The following is a 27,000-nucleotide window of genomic DNA, read 5'->3' on the forward strand; positions in this document are numbered from 1 at the left end:
GTCGAACCACGACCGCCAAGTCAAGGACCGGATCACCCTGTTTCTCAGCCTTCGCGGTCACACGTGCGTCCGCGAACCACTTCAGATCTACCTCGTCAACACGGCTTTGGTTTTCGGACGCGACCGCCTGGGCATGCCCCGTTGGCCGGTCATCGTCGACCATCCGCCTACTCCTCACCGATCTCTCCCATCCGGCGTGGCGGGAGCCCGAGCGTGGAGCCCGTCGGCCCTTCCCTCTGCCGTGCTCGAGTGGCTGAGCAGGCATTTCCTGTACTCCGCGGCGCCACCGTACAGCTGGTACTGGGAGCCGCGACAGTGAGGCCAGTCGATCATGTCTCAGATCCTCGGGGTTTCCGGAATATCGCTCGGAAACACCGGTGACCCGAAGATGTTCACGTGGCCGCCGGGGCGGACGCAGCGCGCCGCGGCCTTTCGCCAGGTCGCGTAGTGCGGGGCGGAGCGGTGCTCGACTTCGAACGCCTTCTGGTCGCGGTAGATCTCGTACAGCAGGAACCGGTGCGGGTCCTCGGCCGAGCGGTGCACGTCGAAGCGGAGGCAGCCGGGTTCGTCGCGCAGGGTGGCGTGCGCGTTGGCGCGGATCGCGTCCAGGAATTCGCCGAGGCGCTCGGGGATCACGTCGAGCGTGACGATCACCGTGTACATCAGGCGGCCAACTCCAGGTTGAGACCGCAGCTCGCGGCGAGGGCGTGCAGCTCCTCCACCGTCTTGGCCGGCAGCACCACACCGTCGCGCCGCCCGGCGGCCTCGGCGCGGGTTTCGATCTCGCCGGGGTGGAAGATCTCCGCAGCGCCCGCGGCCAGCGGCACGGCTTTGGTGCAAGCGATCAGGTCCTCGATGCGGCGGTCGAACTCCGCCGGACCCAAAACGGCGTCCACGCGGAGGGCGAGGACCAGGTGGCCGCAGCCGCTGCGCCGGTCCGGGACATAGGGGCCGGCGACGTCGGTCGCGTACGAGCTGCCGGTCAGCACGCCGGAGAGCACGTCCATCATGAACGAGATCCCGTACCCCTTGTGCCCGGCCATCGGCGCGAGGATCCCGTCGATCGCCGCGCGCGGGTCGGTCGTCGGCGCGCCGCCGGCGTCGATCGCCCACCCCTCCGGGATGCGCTCGCCGCGCTGCAGGGCGGCGTAGATCTTCCCGCGCGCCACGCCGGTGTTGGCGATGTCGAGCACCACCGGACCGTGTGCGCCGCCGGGTGTCGCGATCGACCACGGGTTCGCGCCGACCGTCTTGGCGCGCCCGCCCCACGGCGCCATCGCGGGACTGCCGTTGGTGGTCAGGATGCCGACGCAGCCCGCCCGCGCCATCCGCCGCGTCCAGTAGGCGGCGGTGCCGAAGTGGTTGCTGTTGCGCACCGCCACCACGCCGACCCCGTGCTCGCCGGCCCGCTCGACCGCCAGGGCGCAGGCGCGGTCGGTGACAACCTGCCCGATTCCGTCGTCACCGTCGAGCACGGCGACGGCCCCGATGTCGGTGACGAGCCGCGGCTCGGTGACCGCGCGCATCACGCCGGACCGCAGCCGCGCGACGTACCAGCCCAGCCGCAGCATGCCGTGCGAGGGGTGGCCCCACAGGTCGGCGGTGACGAGGCTGTCGCTGACCAGGCGCGCGTCCGCTTCCGGGACGCCAGCGGAGCGCAGGATGGCCGCCCCGGCGTCGGTGAGGGCGCCGGGGTCGACGCGGATGTCGTTCACAGTGGACCGTCCTCGGTGGTGAGCAGGGAACGCAGGACGTAGGGCAGGATCCCGCCGTGCCGGTGGTAGTCCCGCTCCCGTTCGGTGTCGAGGCGCACCACCACCTCGAACGTCACGCCGTCGGCCTCCACCGTGGCGGTGCGCGGGTAACCGGCCAGGCCGCGCACGGTGAACCGTTCGTGCCCGGTGAGTCCGAGCGATTCGGCCGACTGGCCGGGGAGGAACTGCAGCGGCAGCACGCCCATCCCGATGAGGTTGGAGCGGTGGATGCGTTCGAACGACTCGGCGAGCACGGCCCGCACCCCGAGCAGGGCCGGGCCCTTGGCGGCCCAGTCGCGGGAGGAGCCGGAGCCGTAGTCCCGCCCGGCGAGCACCAGCAGGGGCGTGCCGGCGTCGCGGTGCGCGAGGGCCGCCTCGTACACGCTGGTCACGGTGCCGTCCGGGGCGAGCGCGTAGCCGCCTTCGGTGCCGGGGACGAGCTGGTTGCGCAGCCGGACGTTGGCGAAGCAGCCGCGCATCATGACCTCGTGGTTGCCGCGGCGGGAGGCGTAGGTGTTGAGGTCGAATCGCGGCACGCCGAGTCCGGTCAGGTACTGCCCGGCGGGGGTGTGCGGGGGGATCGCGCCGGCCGGTGAGACGTGGTCGGTGGTGACAGAGTCGCCGAGCTTGACCAGCACCCGCGCGCCCTCGATGCCGGTGACCGGCCCGGGTTCCGGGCGCATGCCGTCCAGGTAGGGCGGGCGGCGCAGGTATGTCGAGCCGTCGTCCCACGCGAAGGTCTCCCCGGCCGGCGCGTCCAGCTCCTGCCAGCGCCGGTCGCCGGTGAACACGTCCCGGTAGACCTCGGTGAACATCTCGGGCCGCAGCGACTCGTCGATGACCTCGCGGATCTCCGCCGCGCTGGGCCAGATGTCGCGCAGGAACACCGGTTCTCCCCCGGCGCCGGTGCCCAGTGGTTCGGTGAGCAGGTCGGTGTCCATCGTGCCGGTGAGCGCGTAGGCGACGACCAGCGGCGGCGAGGCGAGGTAGTTCATCCGCACCTCGGGGTTGATCCGGCCGTCGAAGTTGCGGTTGCCGGACAGCACCGCCACCACGGTCAGGTCGTGCTTGGTGACCTCCCGCGACACCTCCGGGATGAGCGGCCCGGACGCGCCGATGCACGTCATGCACCCGTAGCCGGTGAGGTGGAACCCCAGCTTCTCCAGGTACGGGGTCAGCCCCGCGCGGTCGAAGTAGCCGGTGACCACGCGGGACCCGGGCGACAGGCTGGTCTTCACCCACGGCTTGCTCGACAGCCCGGCGCGCACGGCGTTGCGGGCGAGCAACCCGGCCGCGACCATCACCGCCGGGTTGGAGGTGTTGGTGCACGAGGTGATCGCGGCGATGACGACCGAGCCGTGGCCGAGCCGGTCCGCGGCCGGCTCCTGGGACGCGACGCCCATCTCCGCGAGCGCCTGCCGGAAACCGGTTTTCGCCGCGTCCAGCCGCACCCGGTCCTGCGGCCGGCGCGGTCCGGCCAGCGACGGCACCACGGTGCCCAGGTCGAGCTCGACGGTCTCGGAGTAGCGCGGCTCGTGGGACGGGTCGTGCCACAGCCCCTGTTCCTTGGCGTAGGCCTCGACGAGCCGGACGTGCTCCGGGTCGCGCCCGCTGAACCGCAGGTAGCGGATGGTCTCGGCGTCGATCGGGAAGTAGGCGCAGGTCGAGCCGAACTCGGGGCTCATGTTGGCGATGGTGGCGCGGTCGGCCAGGCCGATGGCGCCGACGCCGGGCCCGGTGAACTCGACGAACTTGCCGACCACGCCGTGCGCCCGCATCAGCTCGGTGATCGTGAGGACCAGGTCGGTGGCGGTCGCGCCCTCGCGGAGTTCGCCGTGCAGCCGCAGTCCGACGACCCGTGGCACGAGCATCGACAGGGACTGGCCGAGCATCGCGGCCTCGGCCTCGATCCCGCCGATCCCCCAGCCGAGGACGCCGAGCCCGTCGACCATCGTGGTGTGCGAGTCGGTGCCGAGGCACAGGTCGGGGTAGGTCCAGCCGCCGCCGGTCATCACGACGCGGGCCAGGTACTCCAGGTTGACCTGGTGCATGATCCCGGTGCCGGGCGGCACGACCGCGAAGTTCCGCAGCGTTTCCTTGCCCCACTTGAGGAACCGGTAGCGTTCGGCGTTGCGCCGGTACTCGATCTCGACGTTGCGGTCCAGCGCGTCCGGGCGGCCGAACACGTCCGCGATCACCGAGTGGTCGATGACGAGTTCGGCCGGGATGACGGGGTTCACCCGGCGCGGGTCGCCGCCGAGCGCGGCCATGGCGTGCCGCATCGCCGCCAGGTCGGCCAACGCCGGGACGCCGTTGGTGTCGTGCAGGAAGATCCGGGCCGGGTGCAGGTCGACGGCGGTGTCGTGCACGTCCGGCGCGCCCCACCGCAGCAGCGCTTCGATCTGCTCGCCGGTGACGACGCGGCCGTCCTCGTGGCGGAGGAGGTTCTCCAGCACGATCTTCAACGTGACGGGCAGGCCGTCGGGGGCCAGTCCGGCGATGCGGTGGATGCGGTGGTCCACCCCGCCGACCGTGAGGACGCCTGCGGTGCCGAAGCTGTTCCGGCTTGGGAAGGTCGGGGCGGTCATCGGGTCTCCGCTGGTCGGAGCGCGGCGGCTTGCTCCGGCGTGAGGGGCCGGGTCGCGTGCCCGCGCAGGAGCAGGTGCAGGCGCGCCGTCTCTTCGAGTTCCTCGACGGCGTCGGCCGCGGCCGCGAGGTCGGCCCCGGCTACGACCGGTCCGTGGTTGGCGAGCAGCATGGCGTGGTGGCGGCGCGCGGTGTCTTCGGCGAGCGGCCCGAGCGCGGGGTCGCCGGGCGCGTGGTAGGGCAGCAGCGGCAGGGTGCCGACGCGCATCGCGTAGTAGGCGGTCAGCGGCGGCAGCACGTCGGCCGGGTCGACGTCGGCGAGGCAGGACACCGCGACCGCGTGGGTCGAGTGCAGGTGCACCACCGCACCGGCGCCGGGGCGGGCGCGGTACACCGCGGCGTGCAGGAAGGCCTCTTTGGACGGTCGTGGTCCGTCGACGTGCCGTCCGTCGGCGTCGATGACGGCCAGCGCGTCCGGGTCGAGGTCGCCCAGGCTCGCGCCGGTCGGGGTGACGAGGATCTGCTCACCGTGCCGCACGCTGAGGTTGCCGGTGCGGCCGAACGTCAGCTTCCGATGGAACAACGACGCGCCCAGGGCGGCGATCTGCGCGCGGATTCCGGTGCTCATCGCGTCGCTCCGTCCATCGCGCGGACCAGCAGGTCCGGCCGGCCGAAGTTGCCGGACTTCAGCAGCAGCGCCACCGGATCGTCGGTGGTCGTCACGCACCACGGCACCCCGCGGTCGGCCTCGTCGCCGACGACGACCTGCTCGACACCGAGCGCGGTGGTCACCGCGCCGGAGGTCTCCCCGCCGGCCACCGCGATCCGGCGGACGCCGAGTTCGACCGCGCGCCGGGCGAGCAGTCCGAGGGTCTCCTCCAGAACCTCGGCGATCCCCGGCCCTGTCGCCCGCTGCTCCGCAGGCGCGGACGAGTACAGCACCACGGGACCGTCGCCGAGGTTGCGCTCCAGCCACTCCACCGCGACCGCGGCCAGCTCGGCCGGGACCGGGGCGGCGACCGGGTCGAGCCGGTGCCCGGGAAAACGGGCCAGTGCCTGGTCGAGCTGGCCGAGCGTGGCCGCCGAACAGCTGCCGGCGAGGATCACGCCCGGCCCGGGCGGGAGCGGGACGATCTCCGCCGTGCGCGCCGCTTCCGGCACGGCCACCCGGGCGATCGCACCGGCCAGGCCCGCTCCCCCGGTGAGGAGCGGCCAGTCGCTCGTCGCGCGGGCGAGGGCGAGCAGGTCGGCCTCTTCGGTGGCATCGGCGACGACGTGGCGGACGTCGAGCCCGTCGAGGTGCTCCTGGACGAAGGCCGGGCCGCGCCGCACCGCGGTCAGCGGCAGCAGCCCGACCGGGTGCGGGGTCTGCCTGCCGAGCACGCGCACCAGGTTCGCGTCGGTCATCGGGGTGAGCGGGTGGTGGCGCATCGGGGAGTCCGACAGCAGCACGTCGCCGACGAACAGGTGCCCGAGGTAGGTGGTGCGGCCGTGTTCGGGTGAGGCCGGGCAGATCAGCGTGCGGCCACCAAGGACACCGAGGAGCGCGTCGGCGACCGGGCCGATGTTGCCCGCATCGGTCGAATCAAAGGTGCTGCAGTACTTGAAGTAGAACCGGGTGACGCCGAGCGCGGCGAGCCACCGTTGCGCGGCCAGCGTCCGCGTGACCGCATCGTCCGCCGGGATGCTGCGGGTCTTCAGGGCGACCACGACGGCATCACAGTCCGGCACGCCGGCCCGCTCGCCCGGAACCCCGAAGCGCAGGACCGTCCGCATCCCGGCGCGGCGCAGCGCGGCGGCGACGTCGCTGCCGCCGGTGTGGTCGTCGGCGATGCAGCCGAGCACCGGGCTCACGCGTGCACCTCCGCGCGCAACGCCCGCGCTGCGAGGTGGGGCGGACTGAGCACCGGCACCCCGAGCGCGGCCTCGACCGCGTCCCGGACGGGGGCGAGGGAGAACTGGCCGAGCACCACCAGATCCGTCTCCCCCGCCGCCCGCGCGGTCTCCGCGACCAGCTCCGCCGCCCGCGGGATGTCGCCCGCCGCCAGCGCTTCCCGCGCGCCGGCCACGACGTGACCGTCCACTGTGGTCCGCGGATCGAGGTGCGCACGCAGGCGGGCGACCGTGTCGCGGGTGCCCGCCTCGATCGGGCCGAGGACCACCACCCGCTCCGGCGCGAGCCGGGCCGCCTCCGCGAACAGCGCGCCGTCGGAGGACAGCACCGGGACCGGCAGCCCCGGCGCCGCCTCGTCGGCGACCGGCCCGTACATCGAGCAGCTCAGCAGCACCGCGTCCGCGCCGCCCTCGACGGCGTAGGAGATCAGCGCGCGCATCCGGCTCCGCAGCGCCGGGGTGAGCCCGCCGGCCCGCTCGGCGTCGCTGATCAGGGTGTCGTCGAGCAGGTTCCACCGGCGCGCCTCCCCGAACTCGTCGTCGAATGCGGTGGCTGCGGGCGCCATGGCGGCGGGGGTGGCGTGGACGAGGGCCACGAGGGGCTGGTGCCCGGTCACGGTCGGCCTTTCTGTGTGCGGGTGGTCAGGCGGCCTGGATGGCATCCACGACGGCGTCGGTGAACTCCGTCGTGGACGCGGTCCCGCCCAGGTCACGCGTGCGGGTGCCGGCGGTGACGGTCGCGGTGACGCCGTCCTCGACGCGGCGGGCGGCGTCGGTCAGGCGCGGGTCGTCGTTCTTCGCGGCGAGCCACTGCAGCAGCATGGCGCTGGAGAGGATCATCGCGATCGGGTTGGCGACGTTGCGCCCGGCGATGTCCGGGGCGGACCCGTGCGCGGCCTGCGCCATCGCGTGGGTGTCCGAGGAGTTGACCGACGGGGCGATGCCGAGCGAGCCGGCGATCTCCCCGGCCAGGTCGGAGAGGATGTCGCCGAACATGTTCTCGGTGACGATGACGTCGAACTCGTCGGCCTTGCGGACCAGCTTCATCGTCATCGCGTCGATGTGGAAGTCGTCGACGGTGACGTCCGGGTAGTCGGCGGCCACTTCCCGGCAGACCGTGCGGAACAGGCCGGTGGTCAGCTTCAGCACGTTGGCCTTGTGCACGATGGTCAGCTTCTTGCCGCGCGCCTGGGCGAGCTCGAACGCGGTGCGGGCGATCCGCTCGGTCGCCGCGCGGGTGATGATGCCCATCGCGATCGCCACGTCCGGGGTGGGCATGAACTCGCCGGTGCCGGCGTGGGTGTTGCGGTCGGCGTAGAAGCCCTCGGTGTTCTCCCGCACGATCACCAGGTCGGTGCCCTCGACGACGGCGTTGCCGCCGGGGAACGCCTTGGCCGGGCGGATGTTGGCGTAGAGCTGGAAGTGCTTGCGGATCGTGCCGCTGGGGTTGAGCTGCGAGCGGTGCGGCTCGGGGTAGGAGACGCTGTCGTGCGGGCCGAGCAGCCACGCGTCGAGCCCGGCGAGGGCCTCCAGCGTCGCGGCCGGGGTGTGCGCGCCGTGGGTCTCGATGGCGGCGGCGCCCAGCGGCAGCTCGGTCCACTCGACGGGTTCGAGGCCCGCCGCGTCGAACGCGGCGTCCAGGATCGCCACGGCGGATGGCACGATCTCCGGTCCGATGCCGTCGCCGTGCAGGACGCCGAGCCGGTAGCGGCGGTTCGGGTTGCTGGTCATGTCGGGGTGTGCGCCTTTCGGTACGGGGTTTCAGACTTGCAGCGTGAGGAGGTCTTCGGCGTCCTCCGAGGGGACCACGGCGTCGGCGTAGAGCAGGGCCGACTCCGGGGCGAAGGTGAGGCCGACCCGCCCGGAAAGCCCGGGGCGGGTGCTTTCGACCTGCACCACCTGGTTGCCCAGGCGCACGTCGTACTCGTAGTGGGAGCCGACGTAGGAACGGGTCAGGATCTCGGTGCCGAGCAGGTTCGCGGCGCCGGCTTCGCGGTCGGCGGGCAGGACTTCGAGCTTCTCCGGCCGGATCGCGACCGTGACCTGCCCGCCGGCGCCCACCTCGACCGGGGAGGCGACGGTCACGACCTCGCCCCCGGCGTCCAGCCGGACGTCGGTGCGGCCGTCGGCGCGCCGCTCGACCGTGCCGCGCAGGAAGTTGCAGCGGCCGACGAACGCGGCGACCGCCGCCGCGGCGGGCTGCTCGTAGATCTCGTGCGGGGTGCCGATCTGGAGCATGTCGCCCTCGCTCATCACCGCGATCCGGTCGGACAGGGCCAGCGCCTCGTCCTGGTCGTGGGTGACGTAGACGGTGGTGATGCCCAGGTCCTCCTGCAGGCGCTTGAGCCAGGCGCGGGCCTGCTCGCGCAGTTTGGCGTCCAGGTTGGACAGCGGCTCGTCGAGCAGCAGCACGCTCGGCGAGTACACCAGTGCGCGGGCCAGCGCGACCCGCTGCTGCTGGCCGCCGGAGAGCTGGTGCGGGTAGCGGTCCCGCAGGTGGGCCAGGCCGACCTTGTCCAGCGCGTCGGTGATGCGCCGGTCCTGCTCGTCCTTGCCGATCTTGCGGATCTTCAACGGCATCGCCAGGTTGGCGGCGATGGTCATGTGCGGCCACAGGGCGTAGGACTGGAAAACCATGCCGAGGTTGCGTTCCTCGGGTGTGCGGAACACCTTCCGCGCCACGTCGACGAACACCTCGCCGCCGACGCTGATGCTGCCGCCGGTCGGCTTCTCCAGCCCGGCGATGCAGTTGAGCGTGGTGGATTTGCCGCAGCCGCTGGGGCCGAGCAGGGTGAAGAACTCGCCGTCGCGGATGGTGAAGTCGACGCCCTTGAGCACGCTGGTCGTGCCGAACGTCTTGTCGAGCTGGTGGACGCGGACCTCAGGCATCGCGGTGCCCCTTCATGAGTAGCCGGGCGAGGCCGACGAATACGGCGGTGATGACGATCTGGACGGTGGCGAGGGCGGCGACCGAGCCGGTGTTGCCCTGCACCCAGAGTTCGAGCATGGTCGTGCCGATGACGTTGGAGTCGGCCGAGGCGAGGAACACCGCGGGCGAGTACTCCTTGAGCATCGTGACGAAGGTGAGGATCATCGCGCCGGCGAACGCCGGGGTGAGCAGCTTGCCGAGGACTCGGGTGAAGGTGCGCACCCAGTCCGCGCCGGACACGCGGGCGGCGTTGTCGAGTTCCTGCCCGATCTGCATCACTGATGGCGCGATCGAGCCGAACCCGGACGGCAGCGCCCGCAGCCCGAAGCCGACGACCAGCGCGGCGAGCGTGCCCTGGACGAGTCCGCCCATCCCGAACGGCAGGTAGGCGAAGGCCCAGAACAGCCCGATGCCGATGATGATGCCGGGGATGGCCTGCGGCGCCAGCGCGAGGTACTCGGCCAGCCGCCGGAACCGGAAGGTGGACCGTTTGGACACCAGCACCGCCAGCGTGGCGACGAAGCTGACCACGACCGCGCCGACCGCGGCGACGATCAGGCTGTTCACAATGGACTGGACGTAGGCGGCGAATCCGAACACCCGCTCGTAGTTCGCGGTCGTCGCCGTCTGCAACGGGTTCTGCAGCGGCGTGAAGACCCGGGTGAAGGACCGGAACACCAGCCCGCCGATCGGCAGCAGCGCGCCGAACACCACGTAGACGCTGATGGCGGCGACGCCGATCCACTTGATCCAGCCCAGTTCGAGCCGCCGGGGCCGGGTGGCCTTGCCGCGCACCGAGACGAACCGCTGCGCCTCCTTCAGCAGCTTCGCCTGCACCGCGACCAGGCCCACGGTCACCAGCAGGATCAGCACCGAGGCCGCGCCGAGCACCCCGTAGTCGGGATTGATCGACTGGAGGCCGTTGGTGTAGAGGAAGGTCGAGAACACCTTGATGCCCACGGGCTGCCCGTAGAGCAGCGGCACGCTCAGCGTCTCCACCGACATGCTGAACACCAGGATGGAGCTGTACACCATCGGCGGGCGCAGCATCGGGATGACGACGGAGAACAGGATCCGCAGGGGTTTGGCGCCGCAGACCTGCGCGGCGCTTTCCAATGAGGCGTCGGCCTTGCCCAGCGCGTTGGCGCAGAACACGTAGGCGATCGGGGCGAGCGCCACCGCCTCGGTGATGGCCATGCCGGGGATCGAGTACAGGTTCCACGGCACGGTGCCGATCCACTGGCGGACCTGGGTGCTCACGAACCCGGCCGGGCCGTAGAGCGTGATCCAGCCGAAGCCCAGGATCAGCGAGGAGATGAAGAACGGCCACTGCATCGCCGCGGCGAACCCGCGCCCGAAGGGCAGCCTGGTGCGGACCACCAGCACCGCCATCGGCACCGCGATGAGCAGCGTCAGCACGGTGGTGAGTACTGCGAACATCAGCGTGTTCAGCACCACCGTGCCGAACCCGGCCTCGGTGAACAGCCGGACGTAGTTGGCGGGGGTGAAGATCCCGCCGGCCTCGTAGAGCGGGCGGTCCAGGACGGACTGGATCAGGGTCGGCACCACCGGGGCGAGCACCAGCAGGGCGAGCAGGGCCAGCACCGCGTACTGCACCCACAGTTCGCGGCGCGCGCCGAGCAGGCGGCGGTACCGCGGGGCGGGCGGTCCGGGCCGCGGCGGGGCCGCCCGGTCCGGTTCGGTCAGGGTCGTCATGTCGCGTGGTCTCCGATTCCTCGTGCGGGTCAGCGACCCAGCAGCCCGTCCCAGCGGCCGACGAACTCCTCGACCTCCTGCTCCGGGGTCAGCTCGTACTTCGCGACGATCACGTTCTGCTGCCCGACCTGGTCCACGACCTCCTGGTAGGTGCGCAGACCCGGCGCGGCGGTGACGTCGGGCCGGTAGGAGGTCAGGCCGCCCTCGGCGACCGCGCGCTGGCCCTCCTGGGAGAGCACGAAGTCCAGGAACAGCTTGGCGGTGTTGCTGTGCGGCGCCTTCGGGGTGATGCCGATGCCGCGCGGCAGGACGACGGTGCCGTCCTTGGGGAAGGCCACCTGGAACAACCCGCCGCTGTCCTCGACGACCGGGTAGGCCGGGGCGCCGGAGATGAAGAACCCGGCGAGGTACTCACCGGCGAGGATCTTCTCGGTCTGGGTGCCCGACGACGTCTCCGGCCGGGCCATCGGCAGCAGCGTCTCCAGGTCCTGCCACGCCGTCGGCACGCTCTCGGTGAAGGTGTGCGAGACGGTGAACCCGAAGGCGCCGTTGACGTCCCGGGTGGTGATCTTGTCCTGGAACTTGGCCGGGTCCTGGCGCACCATGGCGGCCAGGTCGGACAGGCTGGTGGGCGCGCGGTCCAGCAGGGAGGTGTTGTAGGCGATCGTCATCGGATCGGTCGCCATCGTGTACACGTTCGGCATGAGCTGGGCGAAGTCGGTGAGCTTCGGCAGTTCCGGCGAGGTGTAGTCCAGCAGCCGGCCCGGCTGGGACGCGTACTCCGCCCAGGCCTGGGCGGCGTTGGACACCAGGACGTCGGCGGGCGAGCCGCCGGTCGCCTGCTCGCTGAGCACGCGCTGGAAGACCTCGTCGCTGTCCAGGTTGTTGGCCTGGATGTTGGTGATCCACGGGTACTTCTTCTGGAAGTCCCGGAAGACCGGGGCCCAGTTCTCCTGGTCGGTGTTGGAGTAGATGGTGAGCGTGTCGCCCTCCGCCTTGGAACCCTGGATGATCTGCGAGTAGTCCGCCGGGTAGTAGGCCGGGACCTGCTCGACGGCGATCGGGTTCTCCGCCGCCTGCTCCCCCGTGCTGCCGCCCCCGCACGCGGCGGCGCCGAGCACGACCGCCGCACCGACGGCCACCAGGGCCTTGGCCCTGTTTCCCACGCGTGTGCCGGTCACTGCCGACGTTCTGGTCATCCGAAGCTCCTCGAAGCGATAGCGACACTGCTGTCGCGACAGACTCTGAAGGTTATAACCTACAACCGTCAAGTCCCAATCTGGCCAAGCGGAGGAAAACGGCCTGCTGTCCGCGCGCGGAGGGTGTGGTAGGTTATAACCGTCGAAAGGGGGCGCCGTGGCGGAGCCGGCTGAGCTGTACGCGACGAAGAGCGATTACGCGTACATGGTCCTGCGCGAGAAGATCCTGTCCGGGGAGTTCGAACCGGGCGCGGTCCTCAACCAGGCCACCCTCGCGCGCACGATCGGCATCAGCACCACCCCACTGCGGGAGGCGTTGCGCCGGCTGAAGTCCGAGGGCCTGGTCGACCTGGGCGCGCACAAGGACGCGAAGGTCACCGAGCTCTCCGGCGAAGAGGCCCGTGACCTGCTGGAGATGCGCCGGTCGCTGGACCCGCTCGCGGTCGCGCTGGCGGCCGAGCGCCGGACCCGCACCGACATCCAGAACATCCGCGAGGCGGTGCGCGGCGTCGAGCCGCTGCGGTCCAACCCCGGTTACGTCGACCTGATCGCGCACCGGCGCTTCCACGTCGCGCTCTACACGGCCTCGCACAACGAGCTGCTGATCCAGACGCTGGACAGCCTGTGGGACAAGGCCGACCGGTACCGGCGGCTCGGCCTGCAGGTCGAGCGCAGCCAGGAGGAGCGCGACCAGAAGCACGCCGAGCACCTCGGCCTGGTCGACGCCATCGTCGCCGGCGACGCCGAGGCCGCGTCGACGATCATGCTCCAGCACATCGACACCAGCCTCGGCGCGAAGGCCGCGTCCCGGCTCGGCGTCTCCCCCGCCGCCACCCCGCGCGGCGTCTGAGGAGTGACCGCCGACCGATGAGCCCGCGTTCTTCCCGCGCGGCGCTCGCGGCGCTGCTCGCCTGCACGGTCTTCAGCCAGACCGGCCTCAACCTCGCCCGGCCGCTGATCTCCTACCGCGCGATCGCGCTGGGCGGCGACGGTTTCGCGATCGGGCTGATCACCGCCGCGTACGCGGTGCTGTCCCTGACCGTCGCGTTGCCGCTGGGCCGCTACACCGACCGCACCGGCCGCACCGGCGCCGTTCTGCTCGCCGGCGCCGCGCTGCTGGCCGCCGCGCCGGTCCTGCTGGCGCTGTCGACGTCGCTGGTCCTGGTCGGCGCCGCCGCCGCGGCGCTCGGTTTCGGGCACATCGTCTTCATGGTCGGCGCGCAAGGTTACGTCGCCAGGGCCTCCGGTGACTCCACTTTGGACCGTCACTTCGGACTGTTCACCGCCGCGGTGGCCGCCGGGCAGATGTTCGGGCCGCTGGGCAGCGGGCTGGTGCTAGGCGGGGCGACCGGTCCGGAACTCCTGCGCCCGGCGGCCACCGCCGCCTTCGTCGCGGCCGGGTGTGCCGCGGCGGCGCTGCCCGCCGCGGTGTGGCTCAGCCGGGCCCGGACCGCCGCCGCGCCGGAGCGGCGCGACGCGCCCAGCGCGTTCACGATGATCCGCAGCCGCGGCATGGTCGCCGGCCTGTTCGTCAGCCTCGCGCTGCTCAGCGCGGTCGACCTGCTCACCGCCTACCTGCCGCTGATCGCCGAGGAACGCGCGATCCCGCCGTCCGTCGTCGGTCTACTGCTGGCACTGCGGTCGGCGGCCTCCATCCTGTCCCGGCTGAGCCTCGGCGCGCTGGTGGCCCGCTGGAGCCGCCGCGCCCTGGTCACCACGAGCGCGGCGGGCGCGGGCCTGGCCCTCGCGGTCGTGGCGGCGCCCGGGACCGGCGCGCTGGTCATGGCGTTCGCCCTGGTGGCGGGCGGGTTCCTGCTCGGCATCGGCCAGCCGCTGACGATGACCACGGTGGTGAAGTCGGTGCCCGGTCACGCTCGCGGAGCCGCGCTGGCGCTGCGCCTGTGGGCGAACCGGCTCGGCCAGGTGGCGATGCCGTCCGCGGCCGGTCTCGTCGCCGGCGCGCTCGGCGCCACCGGCGCGTTGTGGCTCGCCACGGGCGTTCTCGCCGCGGCCGCGGCCTCCACGCGGGCGACACCGGGCGAGCAGTCCTGATCATTCTTGGTACATCACTCTTGTAAAAAACCAGACCGCGCTCTAGGGTTCCGTCAGACGCCCCGCCTGACGCGGCGAATTCCCACTCACCCCTGGAAAGGACGCGACACGTGCAGATCCTGGTGCTGCCCGGGGACGGCATCGGCCCCGAAATCACGGCGGCCACCCTGGACGTCCTCTCGGCCGCCGACCGGCTGCTCGGGCTCGGCCTGGAGTTCGAGACCCGCGACATCGGCCTGAAATCGCTGGCCGACCGGGGCACCACCCTCCCCGCCGAGGTCATGGAGCGCATTCCCCAGGTCGACGGCGTCCTCCTCGGCCCCGTGTCGCACTACAACTACCCGTCCCGCGCCGAGGGCGGCATCAACCCCTCGGCCGAGCTGCGGACGGTGTTCGAACTGTTCGCCAACGTGCGGCCGTGCCGCTCGCACGCGGACCTGTCGATCCTGCGGCACCCGATGGACCTGGTGATCGTCCGCGAGAACACCGAGGGCTTCTACTCCGACCGCAACATGCACGCCGGCAGCGGCGAGTTCATGCCCGATCCGGACCTCGCCATCTCGCTGCGCAAGATCACCGCGAAGGCGTCCGAGCGCGTAGCGCGCGCGGCGTTCGAGCTGGCCCGCGGCCGCCGCGGCAAGGTCACCGCGGTGCACAAGGCCAACGTCGTCAAGCTGTCCGACGGGCTGTTCCTGCGCGAGGTCCGCAAGGTCGCGGCCGACTACCCCGACGTGGAAGTCGAGGAGCTGATCGTCGACGCCGCGGCGGCCCTGCTCATCCGGCGGCCGCACACGTTCGACGTCATCGTCACCACCAACATGTTCGGCGACATCCTGTCCGACGAGGCCTCGGAGCTGTCCGGCAGCCTCGGCCTCGGCGGGTCGGTCAACGCCGGGCACGACATCTGCGTGGCCCAGGCGCAGCACGGGTCCGCCCCGGACATCGCCGGGCAGGGCGTGGCCAACCCGACGTCGCTGATCCGGTCCGCGGCGATGCTGCTCGACTGGCTGGGCCGCCGCCACGCCGAACCGCGGCTGGTCAAGGCTGCCGAGCTGGTGGACGCGGCCGTCGACAACGTGCTCGCCGACCCCGCCACCCGGACCCGCGACATCGGCGGCACCCTCGGCACGGCCGAGTTCGCCGCGGCCGTGAAGTCCACTCTGGACAAGACTGGAGTCCCGTCCTGATGATCGTTTCGACCGACCCGGCCACCGGCGCCGAACTGGCCCGATTCACCCCGCACACCGCGGCGGAGGTGGACGCCGCCCTCGACCGAGCCGTCGCCGCTCAGCGCGAGTGGCGCGTGCGCCCGATCACCGAGCGCGTCGAACTCCTGCGCGCGATCGCCCGGGTATTGCGCGACGGCAAGGAGAAGTACGCCCGGCTCATCACCGCCGAGATGGGCAAGCCGGTCACCGAGGCCGAAGCCGAGATCGAAAAGTGCGCGGTCACCTGCGAGCACTACGCCGAGCACGCGCCGGACTACCTCGCCGACCGGTCGGTCGCCTCGAACGCCACCGAGTCCGCGGTCGTGTACGACCCGCTCGGTGTGGTCCTCGCGGTCATGCCGTGGAACTACCCGTTCTGGCAGTTCTTCCGGTTCGCCGCGCCCGCGCTCGCGGCCGGCAACGGCGCGATCCTGAAGCACGCCAACAACGTGCCGCAGTGCGCGCTCGCCGTGGAAGAGGTGGTGCGCGAAGCCGGCGCGCCCGACGGCCTGTTCCGGACCCTGCTGGCCGAGGTGCCCGTAGTGGCCGACCTGATCGCCGACGACCGCATCGCCGCGGTGACGCTCACCGGGTCCACGGAGGTCGGCGCGATCGTGGCCGCCCAGGCGGGCGCGGCGCTCAAGAAGCAGGTGCTGGAGCTCGGCGGGTCCGACCCGTTCATCGTGCTCGCCGACGCCGACCTCGCCGCCGCGGCCGCCACCGCGGTGCGGGCCCGGTTCATCAACAACGGGCAGAGCTGCGTCAACGGCAAGCGATTCCTGGTCGAGGACGCGGTCGCGGACGAGTTCGCCGAGGCGTTCACCGCGGCGGCCGCGGCGCTGCGCGTCGGCGATCCCGCCGATCCCGCCACCGAGATCGGCCCGATGGCCCGCGCCAACCTGCGGGACGCCCTGCACGACCAGGTGCAACGGACAGTCCAGGCGGGAGCGACCGTGCGCACCGGCGGCGCACCGGTCGACGGGCCCGGGTTCTTCTACCAGCCCACCGTCCTCGACCACGTCCGGCCGGGCATGGCGGCCTTCGCGGAGGAGACTTTCGGCCCGGTGGCCGCGATCGTCCGCGTGCGCGACGCCGAAGAAGCGCTCACCCTGGCCAACCAGACCGAATTCGGGCTCGGCGCCGCGCTGTGGACCCGCGACCTCGACCGGGCCCGGGAGTTCGCCCGGCGCATCGACGCCGGCGCGGTGTTCGTCAACGGCCTCGTCGCCTCCGACGCCCGCCTGCCCTTCGGCGGCATCAAGAAGTCCGGCTACGGCCGGGAACTCGGCGCGGAGGGCATCCGCGAGTTCGTCAACGTCAAGACCCTGTGGATCGGACCGGTGAAACCATGACCAGCCAGGACAGTTCCTTCCCGCCCGCCGTCCTGCGCCCCGCGGAGCTGCACGCGTTCTCCCGCGGCGGCGGCGCGAGCACGATCCCGCTGGTCACCACCGCCCGCGGCGCGCAGGTGTTCCTCAACGGGCAGACCCTGTTCGAGGGCGGCGCGGGCATCCCGCTGCACACGCACAACTGCCCGGAGAGCGTGGTGATCCTGGACGGCGATGCCATCGTCGAGATCGACGGCGTCGAGCACCACCTCACCCGGTTCGACACCACCTACGTCCCGGCCGGGATGCCCCACCGGTTCCGCAACGCCTCCGCCACCGCGCCGATGCGCATCCTGTGGACCTACGCCTCGGTCGACGCCACCCGCACGCTGGTCGAGACCGGCGTGACCACCCGCGTGGACGCCGAGCACCGCACTTCCTGAAACTCCCCTCCCCTCGCCCATGGAGAAGCAACGATGCTTGCCGTCCTCGGCTTCCTCACCCTCGGCACCTTCATGGTGCTGGTCATGCGGAAGTACGCGACCGCGTTCGTCGCGATCATCGCCGCGCCCGTCCTGTTCGCGATCGTCGCCGGACGCGGCGCCGACCTCGGCGACATGGCCGTGGACGGCATCGAGACCGTCGCGCCGACCGCGGTCCTGCTGCTGTTCGCGGTGCTCTACTTCGGCGTCATGATGGACGCCAAGCTGTTCGACCCGGTCTGCCACGGCATCATCCGGCTCTCCAAGGGCGATCCGGTGCGGATCTGCGTGGGGACCGCGGTGCTGTCGCTGCTGGTCGCGCTGGACGGCGACGGCACCACCAGCTACATGATCATCTGCTCGGCGTTCCTGCCGATCTACCGCCGGATCGGGATGAACCCGCTGGTGATCGCCGCGATCGCGACCATGAGCCTCGGCGCGATCTCCGGGTCCACCCCGTGGGGCGGCGCCGCCACCCGCGCCATCTCGGTGCTCCACCTCGACGCCGCCACCTACTTCGTCCCGCTCATCCCGACCCTGCTCCTCACCTCCGCGCTGATCGTCGTGATCGCCTACTTCCTCGGCCGCGGCCAGCGCAAGCGGATCGACGAGAACGTGCTCGCCGACGTCGCCGCCGAACTGGCCGGGCAGGAGCGCGACCGGTCGGCGCTGCGGAACTGGCGGCTGTGGGTCAACGCCGGCCTCACCGTGCTGCTGCTCGTGCTCCTGGTCGCCGGGGTGGCCCCGCTGGTCACGTTGTTCATGGCCGGGTTCGTGATCGCGCTGCTGGTCAACCACCCCCGGCTCGCCGAGCAGGGCGAGGTCGTCAAGCGGCACGCCGCCTCCGCCGTGCCGGTGGTCATGCTCGTGCTCGGCGCCGGGATCTTCACCGGCATCCTGTCCGAGACCGGCATGGTCGACGCGATGGCCAAGGCGCTGCTCGGCGGCGTCCCGGACGGCCTCGGCAACCTGATCCCGCTGTTCACCGCGCTCATCGGGCTGCCGTTGAGCTTCTTCATGTCCAACGACGCCTACTTCTTCGGTGTCCTGCCGGTGCTGGCCGAATCCGCGAGCCACTACGGCATCGCGCCCTACGAGATCGCCCGCGCCGGGGTCGCCGGCCAGATGCTGCACTCGATCGGGCCGGCGTCGGCGCCGCTGTGGGTGCTGCTCGGGCTGGTCAAAAAGGACCTCGGCGAGTTCCAGCGGTTCGCCCTGCTCCGGGTGACGGTCGCGTCGCTGGGCATGATCGCGTTCACGGTCGCCACCGGGGCGATCACCCTCACCTGAAAGGAGACCGCGCATGGTCACCGAGATCGCGCACATCCGGGTCCGTCCCGGCGCGGAGGCGGCGTTCGAAGCGGCGGTCGCGGAGGCCGTCCCGCTGTTCCGGGCCGCTGAGGGCTGTCACGGGGTCCGGCTGGTGCGCAGCGTCGAGGTCCCGTCGCTCTACCGGCTGCTCGTGGAGTGGGAGACGGTCGAGCACCACACCGTGACGTTCCGCGGCTCGGCCGGGTTCGCGCGGTGGCGGGAGCTCGCGGGCCCGCACTTCGCGGCGCCGCCGGAGGTCGAGCACGTCGCGGACGTGCTGGAGCCGTAGTCTTGTGCTGACCGTCGCAGGAGGGGGACAACGGTAGTGGCGCCGACCGCACTCACCCGCCAGATCGCCGCGCGCATCGTGGACTACATCCGGACGGAGCAGGCGCCGCCCGGGACCCGGCTGGTGGAGCGGACGCTCGCCGAGCACCTGCGGGTGTCCCGGTCCCCCGTCCGCAGCGCGCTGCGGCTGCTCGAGGACGAGGGCGTGGTCGGCGTCGCGGAGCGGGGCGGCTACACGGTGCTGCGGCCGGTCGAGGAGCTGCCCACGCCGGCGGCCGACGACGACACCGAGGAGCTGTACCTGCGGATCGCGGCCGACCGGCTGGACGGCAAGCTGCCCGACCGGGTCACCGAGAACGGGCTCGCCCGCGACTACGGCCTGACCCCCGGGCAGCTGGCCCGCATCCTCCGGCGCATCAACGCGGAGGGCTGGATCGAGCGGCTCCCCGGGTACGGCTGGGAGTTCCAGCCCATGCTGACCTCCCTGCGGTCCTACGAGGACAGCTACCGGTTCCGGCTGGCGATCGAGCCGACCGCGATTCTGGAACCGGGCTTCGCCCTGGACCGCAAGGCCGTGGAGGCCGTGCGCGATCAGCAGCAGGAACTCGTCGACGGCCGCATCTGGACGGTCAGCAACGCGGAGCTGTTCGACCTCAACAGCACCTTCCACGAGACGATCATGGAGTGCAGCGGCAACACGTTCTTCATCGACGGCCTCCGGAGGGTCGACCGCCTCCGGCGGCTCATCGAGTACCGCCGGTCACTGGCCCGCGACCGCGCGATCATCCGCTGCCGGGAACACGTCGAGATCGCGGACCTGCTGCTGGCCGGCGAACGGCGCGAGGCCGCGGACGCCCTGCGCCACCACCTCGGCACCGTCGGCGCCGAAAAGGTGACCAAGAACCAACCCGGTGGCTAGCCCTTCAGGCGCGGGAACAGTGCCTGGCAGTTGTCGCGGTCGGGCGATAATCAACGGTTCTTGACTTGAAGGAGGCGCACAGGGCTGATCCGCAGCCGAGGTCGGCGAAGTGCCAGATTCGCGAGGCGCCCGACATGCAGACGCTCGCCGCGGAGTGGAGGCTGCTGCCGTCGGCCTGTCGATCTGACCGTCGCGAGTGGCGACTTCGGGCCAGCCCCTCTCCCGCAGCCGGCGGGTAGCGCGAGCACCGCGAAGACACGGCACGGACAACGCCGCACGATGGCCCGTCCGCGATCTCCCCGGCCAGGCCCAGGTTCCTTGGTTCGCTCGCCGCGATCTGCGCCGGCACGGGACCTACCTCCATCTCGCAAGCCCGACGCGCTGCTGCTCGACAACCTGGCGGGGAAGCCCGGCCTCCTCGAACCCGCGCGGCCTTCCTGGCTGCCGGTGAGCTCGGTTCATCGCGAACCTTCGAGGGTCGGCGGGTCCGTCTTCCACTCCCTTGCGGGGTATTTACCTCCCCCTCCGGGGAGGAACTTTTCACGGCGACGTGTCTCTCGGGCACCCACCGGGTGACAATCGGCCGAACAGAGCAGTGCGCCGCTCTGCACACGAACGAGGAGACGGTTGTGAACAGTGGTGTTCCGTCCGGTCCCGTCCGCGCGGCTCTCGAACCGGCCGACGACGTGGTGCGCCGGTCCCGCGACATCCTGCAGGTGGTGGCAGCAGTGACCGGGGAGCCGGTTCTCGCCACCGCCCGCGATCTACCCTCGGCCGAGACCGGGTTGCGCGCGGCGGAGCACATCCTGCTCCGCGAGCTGGCGGCGGGCGGCGGGAGCGAGCCCACCCGGCTCGCGGCCCTGCTGGCCCAGGTCGGCGGCACTCTGGCGGCGGTACGGGACGGCAGGCTCGCCGTGCGCACCGCCGCGATGGGCGACCTGCACCAGTGCCTGGCCCGGCTGCGCGGCGCGAGCACGCTGCACGAACTGGCGCAGCAGGTACCGGCCGAACTGCATCGCCTCGGGTACCGGCGCGCGTTGTTCTCCCGCCTGTCCGGGCCGGCGTGGAGCCCGCGCTCGGCCTACACCCACGACGACCCTCAGCTGGCCGAAGATCTGGTGCGCATCGGCACCGCCGTGCCCGGGCAACTCGGCCGCGAACTGCCCGAGACCGAGGTGGTACGCACCCGAACCCCGGTGCTCGTGGACGACGCCCAGCACAACCCACGGGTACACCACCGGCTGATCAACCTGGCCCGCACACTGGACTACGTGGTCGCCCCCCTCGTGACCCGGGGCGAGGTGGTCGGCCTGGTGCACGCGGACCAGCATGTGGAACACGACCACGTCGACGAGTTCGACCTGCGCCTGCTCGGCCTGTTCGCCGAAGGCCTGGGCTGCGTGTTCGAGCGGGTCGTGTTCGCCGAGCAGCTGCGGCTGATGCGGGAGCGGATGCGGGAGGTCGACGACCTGCTCGACGGGTACCCGGTCGCGCCCCAGCCGCAGCGGCCACGTCCGGTGGATCCGCTCGAGAAGTACGAGGGCCCCTTCGCCGAGCTGACCCGCCGGGAACTGGACGTCCTGCGCCACCTGGTGCTCGGCGAGAGCAACAGCCAGATCGCGGCCGCGCTGTTCGTCTCCCCCGGCACGGTGAAGACGCACGTCAAGAACGTGCTGCGCAAGCTCGGCGTCTCCAACCGGGCCGAGGCGACCGCGCGCTACCACGAGCTGATGCAGCGGCACCGGTAAGCACGACGGGGAGAGAACCGGGAGAGAAATCTCTTCCTCCGGGGTGATGCACGACACGTCGCACTGGCCCAAAGATTGGACCGAACGCGCAACGATGCCGTCTTCCCCGGAGGAACTCACATGACCACTACGCCCGAACTGTCCACGCGCCCGATCCCGGACGAGATCGCGAGGCAGGTCGTGCTGCCGGAGGGCCACCGCCACGACGGGCCGCTGTTCGAGGCCTACCGCTGGCTGCGGGAGAACAACCCGCTGGGCCAGGTGAAGGTCGAGGGTTACGACCCGGTCTGGCTGGTGACCAAGCACGCCGACATCATGGAGATCGAGCGCCAGCCGCACGTGTTCACCAGCGGCGGTGGTGACGAACCCGGCTCGCACAACCCGATCCTGCAGAACCAGGCCGGCGACGCCTTCACCAAGCAGCTCACCGGCGGCAGCCTGCGCATCCTCGACACGCTCACCTACCTGGACCCGCCCGAGCACACCGAGATCAAGGACATCGCCAACGACTGGTTCCGCCCCGCGAACCTGAAGAAGTGGGAGGACCGGATCCGGGCACTGGCGAAGGAAGCCATCGCCAAGTACCTGCGCAGCGGCGCCAACGACATCGACTTCGTCCAGGAGTTCGCCCTCTACTACCCGCTGCACGTGATCATGAGCCTGTTCGGCGTCCCGGAAGAGGACGAGCCGCGCATGATGACGCTGACGCAGGAGTTCTTCGGCACCGCAGACCCGGACGCGCAGCGCGAGGACGTCGAGCCGCTGACCCCGGAGGCCGCGGCGCAGCAGTGGTCGGCCGCCATCCAGGACTTCTACGCCTACTTCGACAAGCTGGTCGAGGACCGGCGGGCGATTCCGCGCGACGACCTGGCGACGATCATCGCGCGGGCGAAGGACGGCAACGGTGAGTACTACCGCAAGGAGTTCGCCTACGGCTGGTTCATCGCGATCGCGACCGCGGGCCACGACACCACGTCGAGCACGATGGCCGGCACGATCGAGGCGCTGGCCCAGTTCCCCGACCAGCTCGCGCAGGTGCAGGCCAACCCCGCCCTGATTCCGGACCTGGTCAACGAGGGCCTGCGGTGGGTCTCGCCGGTCAAGCAGTTCACCCGTCAGGCCACGCAGGACTACGTGCTGCGCGGGCAGCAGATCCGCACCGGCGACCGGTTCATGCTGCTCTACCAGTCGGCCAACCGGGATGCCGACGTGTTCGACGAGCCGGACACCTTCCGCCTGGACCGCAAGCCCAACAAGCACATCGCCTTCGGCTACGGCCCGCACATGTGCATCGGCCAGCACCTGGCCAAGCTCGAGCTGCGGATCATGTTCGAGGAGCTGCTGCCGCTGATCAACAGCGTTCAGGTGACCGGCGAGCGCAAGTCGGTGGTGACCAACTTCGTCGGGGGGCTGAAGAAACTGCCCGTGCGCCTGGAGCTCAAGTGAGCCGCGTTCTGATTGTCGGCGCCGGTCACGCCGGCGCCACCCTGGCCGGCCTGCTGCGGCAGGCCGGCCACCGGGGCCCGGTCGAACTCTTCGGAGACGAGGTGGACCTGCCCTACCACCGGCCGCCGCTGTCCAAGAAGTTCACCGGCGGCGAGCTGGAGCAGTGGCTGCGGCCGCCGGAGTTCTACCGGGAACAAGACATTACGGTCCGGCTCGGCGAGCCCGTCACCACGATCGACCGGGACGGGTGCCGGGTGCGGACCGGCTCGGGCGAGTTCCACCGCTACGACCACCTCGTCCTGGCGACCGGAGCCGAGCCACGGGCCCTGCCCGTGCCCGGCGCGGATCTCGCCGGTGTGGTGTCGCTGCGGACACTGGCCGACGCCCGGATGTTGCGCACCTGCATCGACGAGCGGCGCAGCCTGGTCATCGTCGGTGGCGGCTACATCGGGCTCGAAGTCGCCGCGGTCGCCCGGTCTTGTGGCGTCGAGGTCACGGTCGTCGAGCGCGAAGACCGGGTGCTGGCCCGCGTCGCCAGCCCGCGGCTGTCGGAGATCCTGGCCGCCCACCACCGGGAGCAGGGCACGCGGATCGTCACCGGGGCCGAGGTCACTCGCATCGACGGCGCAGGCGGGCGGGCGCGGGCGGTCGTGCTCGGGGACGGAACAACGATCCCCTCCGAGGCGGTGCTGGTCGGTGTCGGCGCGGTGCCCCGCGACCGGCTGGCCGCGGACGCGGGACTGCTGTGCGCGCAGGGCGTCGTCGTCGACGAGCACGCCCGCACCAGCGACCCGCGGATCCTCGCGATCGGCGACGTCACCCGGCGGCCCCTGGCCTCCGGCGCGCTGGTCCGGCTGGAAAGCATCCCGAGCGCCACCGAACAGGCCAGGCAGGCGGTCGCCACCATCACCGGTGCGGCACCGGTGGCGGCCGAGGTGCCGTGGTTCTGGTCCGATCAGTTCGACCTCAAACTCAAGATCGCCGGCCTCGTCCCGGCCACACCGAGCACGGTGCTGCGCGGCGATCCCGCGACCGGCCGTTTCGCGCTGTTCCACCACCATGGCGGCACCGTCACCGCCGTCGAATCCGCCAACTCACCCGGCGAGTTCATGGCGGGCAAGAAGTTCATCGCCTCACGTGCGCGCATCGATCCGGACCGGCTGGCCGACGCCTCGGTCCCGCTGCGCGACGTCGTCCACCAGTACGGAGCCTGACAATGCCCAAGGTCACCTACGCGCTGCCCGACGGAACCACGCACACCCTCGACGTCCCGTGTGGACAGAGCGTCATGGACGGTTCCGTGCGCAACAACCTGCCCGGCATCGTCGCCGAGTGCGGCGGCAGCTGCTCGTGCGCCACCTGCCACGTCTTCGTCGACGAAGGCGGCGCGTGCTTCGACGAGCCCACCGACGAGGAGCGTGAGCTGCTCGAATACGCCGAAGGCGCGCGCCCCGACTCCCGCCTGTCGTGCCAGCTGATCCTCAGCGACGCCTGCGAGCACGTGCGCGTCACTGTCCCCGACACCAACGGCTGATTCCCTCCCTCCCCCACGGACAAAGGAGTCCTCGCATGGACATCACCGCCGCGGTGGCCACCGAGATCGGTGGCACCTTCGAGCTGCAACGACTCACCCTGGCCGATCCCGCACCCGGCGAGGTCGTCGTCGAGATCGCCGGCGTCGGCCTGTGCCACACCGACCTGGCCGCCAAGGACGGCCATCTGCCCTTCCCACTGCCCGGCGTCTTCGGTCACGAGGGCAGCGGAGTGGTCACCGCGGTCGGCGACGGCGTCACGAAGGTCGCCGTCGGCGACAAGGTGGTGCTCAGTTTCGACAGCTGCGGCGAGTGCCGCGAGTGCCGCCGCGACGAGCCCGCCTACTGCCAGAACTTCATGGCCTATAACTTCGGTGGCGCCCGGCAGGACGGCACCAGCCCGCTGACCCGCGAGGGCGAGCCGGTCGGCTCGGCGTTCTTCGGGCAGTCCTCCTTCGCCACCCACGCCCTGGCCCGGGAACGCAACGTGGTGAAGGTGCCCGACGACTCGCCGCTGGCGGTGCTCGGCCCGCTCGGCTGCGGGGTGCAGACCGGCGCGGGCGCGGTGCTCAACTCACTGGACTGTCAGCCGGGTGAGTCGCTGCTCGTGCTGGGTGGCGGTTCGGTCGGGCTCTCGGCGGTGCTGGCCGGTGTGGTGCGGGAGTTGAGCCGGATCATCGTCGTCGAGCCGCACGCCGCGCGCCGGGACCTCGCGTTGTCGCTGGGCGCCACGGACGTGATCGACCCGGCGGACGGGCCGCTGCCCGAGCATGTGCGGGCGATCGTGCCCGACGGGGTGGACCACGCGATCGACACGACCGGGATCGCCGCCGTCCTGCAGGACGCCATGCTCGCGCTGGCCCACCGCGCGAAGGTCGGGATCATCGGGGTGCCCGCCGATCCCGAGGCCGCGCTCGCGCTGAACCTCATCCAGGCGCAGGTGCTGGGTGTGCGGGTGATGGGCATCGTCGAGGGCGACAGCGACCCCGACGTGTTCGTCCCGCAGCTGCTCCAGCTGCACCGCAGCGGGCGTTTTCCGTTCGACAAGCTTGTCACCACCATGCCGTTCAACCGGATCAACGAAGCCGTCGCCGCCCAGCACCGGGGCGACGCGGTCAAGATCGTGCTCGTGCCCGAGGAGTCCTGATGACCATCGACTACGACCGGCTCTACCTCGCCGGCAACTGGACCGCGCCTGTGACGCGGCAGCGCATCGACGTGCACTCGGCCGGCACCGAAGAGCTGATCGGCAGTGTTCCCGAAGCCGCTGAGTCCGACGTCGACGACGCCGTGGCCGCGGCGCGCCGCGCGTTCGACGATCCGGCGGGCTGGTCCCGCTGGGAGCCGCGGCGGCGCGCCGAGGTGCTCGAACGGTTCGCCGTCGCGCTGGAAAAGCGCGTCGGGGAGACCGCCCGGCGGGTGACGATCCAGAACGGCATGCCGCTCTCACTGGCACAGCAGTTCGAAGGCGGGTTCCCGCCGGTGCTGCTGCGGTACTTCGCCGGGCTGGTCACCCAGAACCCACAGGAGGAGACCCGGCCGGGCATGCTCGGCGGCAGCTCGCGCGTCATCCGGGAGCCGATCGGAGTCGTCGCGGCGGTCGTGCCGTGGAACGTGCCGCAGGCGATCACGTTCCTCAAACTGGCGCCCGCGCTGGCCGCGGGGTGCACCGTGGTGCTCAAGCCCGCACCGGAGACGGTGCTGGACGCGATGCTGATGGCCGAGGCCGCGGCGGAGGCCGGGCTTCCCGAGGGCGTGCTCAGCGTGGTCCCGGGCGGCCGTGAGCTGGGCGCCTACCTGATCGCGCACCCGGGCGTGGACAAGGTGTCGTTCACCGGCTCCACCGCGGCGGGACGGTCGATCGCCGAGACCTGCGGGCGCCTGCTGCGGCCGGTGACGCTGGAACTGGGCGGCAAGTCCGCCGCGATCGTCCTCGACGACGCGAACCTCGCCGAAACCATCGAGAGCTTCTTCGCGGCCACGCTGCTGAACAACGGCCAGATCTGCTGGCTCGGCACCCGCGTGCTGGCTCCGCGGTCGCGCTACGGCGAGGTCGTGGACACCATCACCGACCTGGCCCGCTCGCTCGCGGTCGGGGACCCACTCGACGAGGACACCCAGGTCGGGCCGCTGGTGTCCGCCCGCCAGCGGGACCGGGTCGAGTCCTACATCGCCAAGGGGCTCGATGAGGGTGCGCGCCTGACCGCGGGCGGCGGGCGGCCGTCCGGGCTCGACCGCGGCTGGTTCGTGGAGCCCACGGTGTTCGCGGACGTGGACAACCGGCACACGATCGCCCAGGAGGAGATCTTCGGCCCGGTGCTGTCGGTGATCCCCTACACCGATGAGGACGAGGCGGTGGCGATCGCCAACGCCAGCGAGTACGGGCTGGGCGGCAGCGTATGGACGACCGACCCCGGCCGCGGCGAATCCGTCGCCCGGCGGGTGGCGTCGGGAACGATCGGTATCAACGCCTACGCCAACGACCCGACCGCGCCCTTCGGCGGCATCAAGTCCAGCGGCATCGGACGGGAGCTGGGGCCCGAGGGCCTGCACTCCTACCAGGTGTTCAAGACCATCTACCTGGACCCTCCGAAGGGGTAGGCGACCTC

At 71.5% G+C, this 27,000-nt stretch carries 24 protein-coding genes; 14 read left to right on the forward strand and 10 right to left on the reverse strand.

The window, feature by feature from the left end; all coding sequences use genetic code 11:
• Positions 1-336: 336 nt before the first annotated feature.
• The 10 genes from AMYTH_RS0110055 to AMYTH_RS0110100 form a co-directional block, all read right to left on the reverse strand.
• Entirely contained in the window at positions 337-663 is a 327-nt protein-coding gene (locus tag AMYTH_RS0110055) for a putative quinol monooxygenase (protein WP_027930203.1), read from the reverse strand.
• A complete protein-coding gene (locus AMYTH_RS0110060) occupies positions 663-1,715 on the reverse strand; it encodes an Ldh family oxidoreductase (protein ID WP_027930204.1) in 1,053 nt (350 codons plus the stop codon). The genes AMYTH_RS0110055 and AMYTH_RS0110060 overlap by 1 nt, the downstream gene beginning before the upstream one ends.
• Positions 1,712-4,342, reverse strand: a complete 2,631-nt coding sequence (acnA, locus tag AMYTH_RS0110065; protein ID WP_027930205.1) for an aconitate hydratase AcnA — start codon at positions 4,340-4,342, stop codon at positions 1,712-1,714. Before acnA ends, AMYTH_RS0110060 begins: the two co-directional genes overlap by 4 nt.
• Positions 4,339-4,968 carry a 3-oxo-tetronate 4-phosphate decarboxylase gene (gene otnC / locus AMYTH_RS0110070; protein ID WP_037322479.1) on the reverse strand — a complete coding sequence of 210 codons (630 nt, stop codon included), beginning with the start codon at positions 4,966-4,968 and terminating at the stop codon, positions 4,339-4,341. The genes acnA and otnC overlap by 4 nt, the downstream gene beginning before the upstream one ends.
• The gene (gene otnK / locus AMYTH_RS0110075; RefSeq protein ID WP_027930207.1) at positions 4,965-6,194 is read right to left on the reverse strand and encodes a 3-oxo-tetronate kinase; all 1,230 of its coding nucleotides are present in this window, start codon (positions 6,192-6,194) and stop codon (positions 4,965-4,967) included. Before otnK ends, otnC begins: the two co-directional genes overlap by 4 nt.
• Complete coding sequence (locus AMYTH_RS0110080) at positions 6,191-6,799, reverse strand: aspartate/glutamate racemase family protein (RefSeq protein WP_148085773.1); 609 nt, start codon at positions 6,797-6,799, stop codon at positions 6,191-6,193. Before AMYTH_RS0110080 ends, otnK begins: the two co-directional genes overlap by 4 nt.
• Positions 6,800-6,875: 76 nt before the next feature.
• Positions 6,876-7,964 (reverse strand): isocitrate/isopropylmalate dehydrogenase family protein, encoded by a 1,089-nt coding sequence (locus AMYTH_RS0110085; protein WP_027930209.1) that lies wholly within the window; start codon positions 7,962-7,964, stop codon positions 6,876-6,878.
• 30 nt (positions 7,965-7,994) lie between these two features.
• Entirely contained in the window at positions 7,995-9,122 is a 1,128-nt protein-coding gene (locus AMYTH_RS0110090) for an ABC transporter ATP-binding protein (RefSeq protein WP_027930210.1), read from the reverse strand.
• A complete protein-coding gene (locus AMYTH_RS0110095; RefSeq protein ID WP_027930211.1) occupies positions 9,115-10,878 on the reverse strand; it encodes an ABC transporter permease in 1,764 nt (587 codons plus the stop codon). The genes AMYTH_RS0110090 and AMYTH_RS0110095 overlap by 8 nt, the downstream gene beginning before the upstream one ends.
• A gap of 29 nt (positions 10,879-10,907) precedes the next feature.
• A complete protein-coding gene (locus AMYTH_RS0110100) occupies positions 10,908-12,077 on the reverse strand; it encodes an ABC transporter substrate-binding protein (protein WP_027930212.1) in 1,170 nt (389 codons plus the stop codon).
• Between the two features lie 157 nt (positions 12,078-12,234).
• On the opposite strand from AMYTH_RS0110100, the gene AMYTH_RS44545 reads away from it, so the two are divergent.
• The 14 genes from AMYTH_RS44545 (at position 12,235) to AMYTH_RS0110170 (ending at position 26,992) form a co-directional block, all read left to right on the forward strand.
• On the forward strand, positions 12,235-12,927 hold the full coding sequence (locus tag AMYTH_RS44545; RefSeq protein ID WP_037322481.1) for a GntR family transcriptional regulator: 693 nt from the start codon (positions 12,235-12,237) through the stop codon (positions 12,925-12,927).
• 17 nt (positions 12,928-12,944) lie between these two features.
• A complete protein-coding gene (locus AMYTH_RS0110110) occupies positions 12,945-14,129 on the forward strand; it encodes an MFS transporter (RefSeq protein WP_027930213.1) in 1,185 nt (394 codons plus the stop codon).
• A gap of 110 nt (positions 14,130-14,239) precedes the next feature.
• Positions 14,240-15,316 (forward strand): isocitrate/isopropylmalate dehydrogenase family protein, encoded by a 1,077-nt coding sequence (locus tag AMYTH_RS0110115; RefSeq protein WP_027930214.1) that lies wholly within the window; start codon positions 14,240-14,242, stop codon positions 15,314-15,316.
• Entirely contained in the window at positions 15,316-16,689 is a 1,374-nt protein-coding gene (locus tag AMYTH_RS0110120; protein ID WP_027930215.1) for an NAD-dependent succinate-semialdehyde dehydrogenase, read from the forward strand. Before AMYTH_RS0110115 ends, AMYTH_RS0110120 begins: the two co-directional genes overlap by 1 nt.
• Entirely contained in the window at positions 16,686-17,108 is a 423-nt protein-coding gene (locus AMYTH_RS0110125) for a cupin domain-containing protein (protein ID WP_027930216.1), read from the forward strand. The genes AMYTH_RS0110120 and AMYTH_RS0110125 overlap by 4 nt, the downstream gene beginning before the upstream one ends.
• Positions 17,109-17,141: 33 nt before the next feature.
• Positions 17,142-18,437 (forward strand): CitMHS family transporter, encoded by a 1,296-nt coding sequence (locus AMYTH_RS0110130; protein ID WP_027930217.1) that lies wholly within the window; start codon positions 17,142-17,144, stop codon positions 18,435-18,437.
• Between the two features lie 13 nt (positions 18,438-18,450).
• A complete protein-coding gene (locus AMYTH_RS0110135; protein WP_027930218.1) occupies positions 18,451-18,747 on the forward strand; it encodes an antibiotic biosynthesis monooxygenase family protein in 297 nt (98 codons plus the stop codon).
• 36 nt (positions 18,748-18,783) lie between these two features.
• Positions 18,784-19,665: a GntR family transcriptional regulator gene (locus AMYTH_RS44550; RefSeq protein ID WP_037322483.1), complete on the forward strand. Its 882-nt coding sequence runs from the start codon at positions 18,784-18,786 to the stop codon at positions 19,663-19,665.
• Positions 19,666-20,294: 629 nt separating this feature from the next.
• Positions 20,295-21,413 (forward strand): LuxR C-terminal-related transcriptional regulator, encoded by a 1,119-nt coding sequence (locus AMYTH_RS44555; RefSeq protein WP_051362631.1) that lies wholly within the window; start codon positions 20,295-20,297, stop codon positions 21,411-21,413.
• A gap of 120 nt (positions 21,414-21,533) precedes the next feature.
• Positions 21,534-22,859 (forward strand): cytochrome P450, encoded by a 1,326-nt coding sequence (locus AMYTH_RS0110150; RefSeq protein ID WP_027930219.1) that lies wholly within the window; start codon positions 21,534-21,536, stop codon positions 22,857-22,859.
• Positions 22,856-24,073, forward strand: coding sequence for an NAD(P)/FAD-dependent oxidoreductase (locus AMYTH_RS0110155; RefSeq protein WP_027930220.1), 1,218 nt, complete (start codon positions 22,856-22,858; stop codon positions 24,071-24,073). Before AMYTH_RS0110150 ends, AMYTH_RS0110155 begins: the two co-directional genes overlap by 4 nt.
• Before the next feature lie 2 nt (positions 24,074-24,075).
• Positions 24,076-24,393: a 2Fe-2S iron-sulfur cluster-binding protein gene (locus AMYTH_RS0110160; protein WP_027930221.1), complete on the forward strand. Its 318-nt coding sequence runs from the start codon at positions 24,076-24,078 to the stop codon at positions 24,391-24,393.
• 35 nt (positions 24,394-24,428) lie between these two features.
• Entirely contained in the window at positions 24,429-25,538 is a 1,110-nt protein-coding gene (locus AMYTH_RS0110165) for an NAD(P)-dependent alcohol dehydrogenase (RefSeq protein WP_027930222.1), read from the forward strand.
• Positions 25,538-26,992: an aldehyde dehydrogenase gene (locus tag AMYTH_RS0110170; protein ID WP_027930223.1), complete on the forward strand. Its 1,455-nt coding sequence runs from the start codon at positions 25,538-25,540 to the stop codon at positions 26,990-26,992. The genes AMYTH_RS0110165 and AMYTH_RS0110170 overlap by 1 nt, the downstream gene beginning before the upstream one ends.
• Positions 26,993-27,000 lie beyond the last annotated feature (8 nt).

The organism is Amycolatopsis thermoflava N1165 (assembly GCF_000473265.1).
GTDB lineage: Bacteria > Actinomycetota > Actinomycetes > Mycobacteriales > Pseudonocardiaceae > Amycolatopsis_E > Amycolatopsis_E thermoflava.

Excerpts from the sequence above, each read along its gene's own strand:
- AMYTH_RS0110055 (WP_027930203.1), bottom strand. The coding sequence starts at position 663 with ATGTACACGGTGATCGTCACGCTCGACGTGATCCCCGAGCGCCTCGGC.
- acnA (WP_027930205.1), bottom strand. The coding sequence starts at position 4,342 with ATGACCGCCCCGACCTTCCCAAGCCGGAACAGCTTCGGCACCGCAGGC.
- otnC (WP_037322479.1), bottom strand. The coding sequence starts at position 4,968 with ATGAGCACCGGAATCCGCGCGCAGATCGCCGCCCTGGGCGCGTCGTTG.
- AMYTH_RS0110080 (WP_148085773.1), bottom strand. The coding sequence starts at position 6,799 with ATGGCGCCCGCAGCCACCGCATTCGACGACGAGTTCGGGGAGGCGCGC.
- AMYTH_RS0110085 (WP_027930209.1), bottom strand. The coding sequence starts at position 7,964 with ATGACCAGCAACCCGAACCGCCGCTACCGGCTCGGCGTCCTGCACGGC.
- AMYTH_RS0110090 (WP_027930210.1), bottom strand. The coding sequence starts at position 9,122 with ATGCCTGAGGTCCGCGTCCACCAGCTCGACAAGACGTTCGGCACGACC.
- AMYTH_RS0110095 (WP_027930211.1), bottom strand. The coding sequence starts at position 10,878 with ATGACGACCCTGACCGAACCGGACCGGGCGGCCCCGCCGCGGCCCGGA.
- AMYTH_RS0110100 (WP_027930212.1), bottom strand. The coding sequence starts at position 12,077 with ATGACCAGAACGTCGGCAGTGACCGGCACACGCGTGGGAAACAGGGCC.
- AMYTH_RS0110110 (WP_027930213.1), top strand. The coding sequence starts at position 12,945 with ATGAGCCCGCGTTCTTCCCGCGCGGCGCTCGCGGCGCTGCTCGCCTGC.
- AMYTH_RS0110120 (WP_027930215.1), top strand. The coding sequence starts at position 15,316 with ATGATCGTTTCGACCGACCCGGCCACCGGCGCCGAACTGGCCCGATTC.
- AMYTH_RS0110125 (WP_027930216.1), top strand. The coding sequence starts at position 16,686 with ATGACCAGCCAGGACAGTTCCTTCCCGCCCGCCGTCCTGCGCCCCGCG.
- AMYTH_RS0110130 (WP_027930217.1), top strand. The coding sequence starts at position 17,142 with ATGCTTGCCGTCCTCGGCTTCCTCACCCTCGGCACCTTCATGGTGCTG.
- AMYTH_RS0110135 (WP_027930218.1), top strand. The coding sequence starts at position 18,451 with ATGGTCACCGAGATCGCGCACATCCGGGTCCGTCCCGGCGCGGAGGCG.
- AMYTH_RS0110150 (WP_027930219.1), top strand. The coding sequence starts at position 21,534 with ATGACCACTACGCCCGAACTGTCCACGCGCCCGATCCCGGACGAGATC.
- AMYTH_RS0110160 (WP_027930221.1), top strand. The coding sequence starts at position 24,076 with ATGCCCAAGGTCACCTACGCGCTGCCCGACGGAACCACGCACACCCTC.
- AMYTH_RS0110165 (WP_027930222.1), top strand. The coding sequence starts at position 24,429 with ATGGACATCACCGCCGCGGTGGCCACCGAGATCGGTGGCACCTTCGAG.
- AMYTH_RS0110170 (WP_027930223.1), top strand. The coding sequence starts at position 25,538 with ATGACCATCGACTACGACCGGCTCTACCTCGCCGGCAACTGGACCGCG.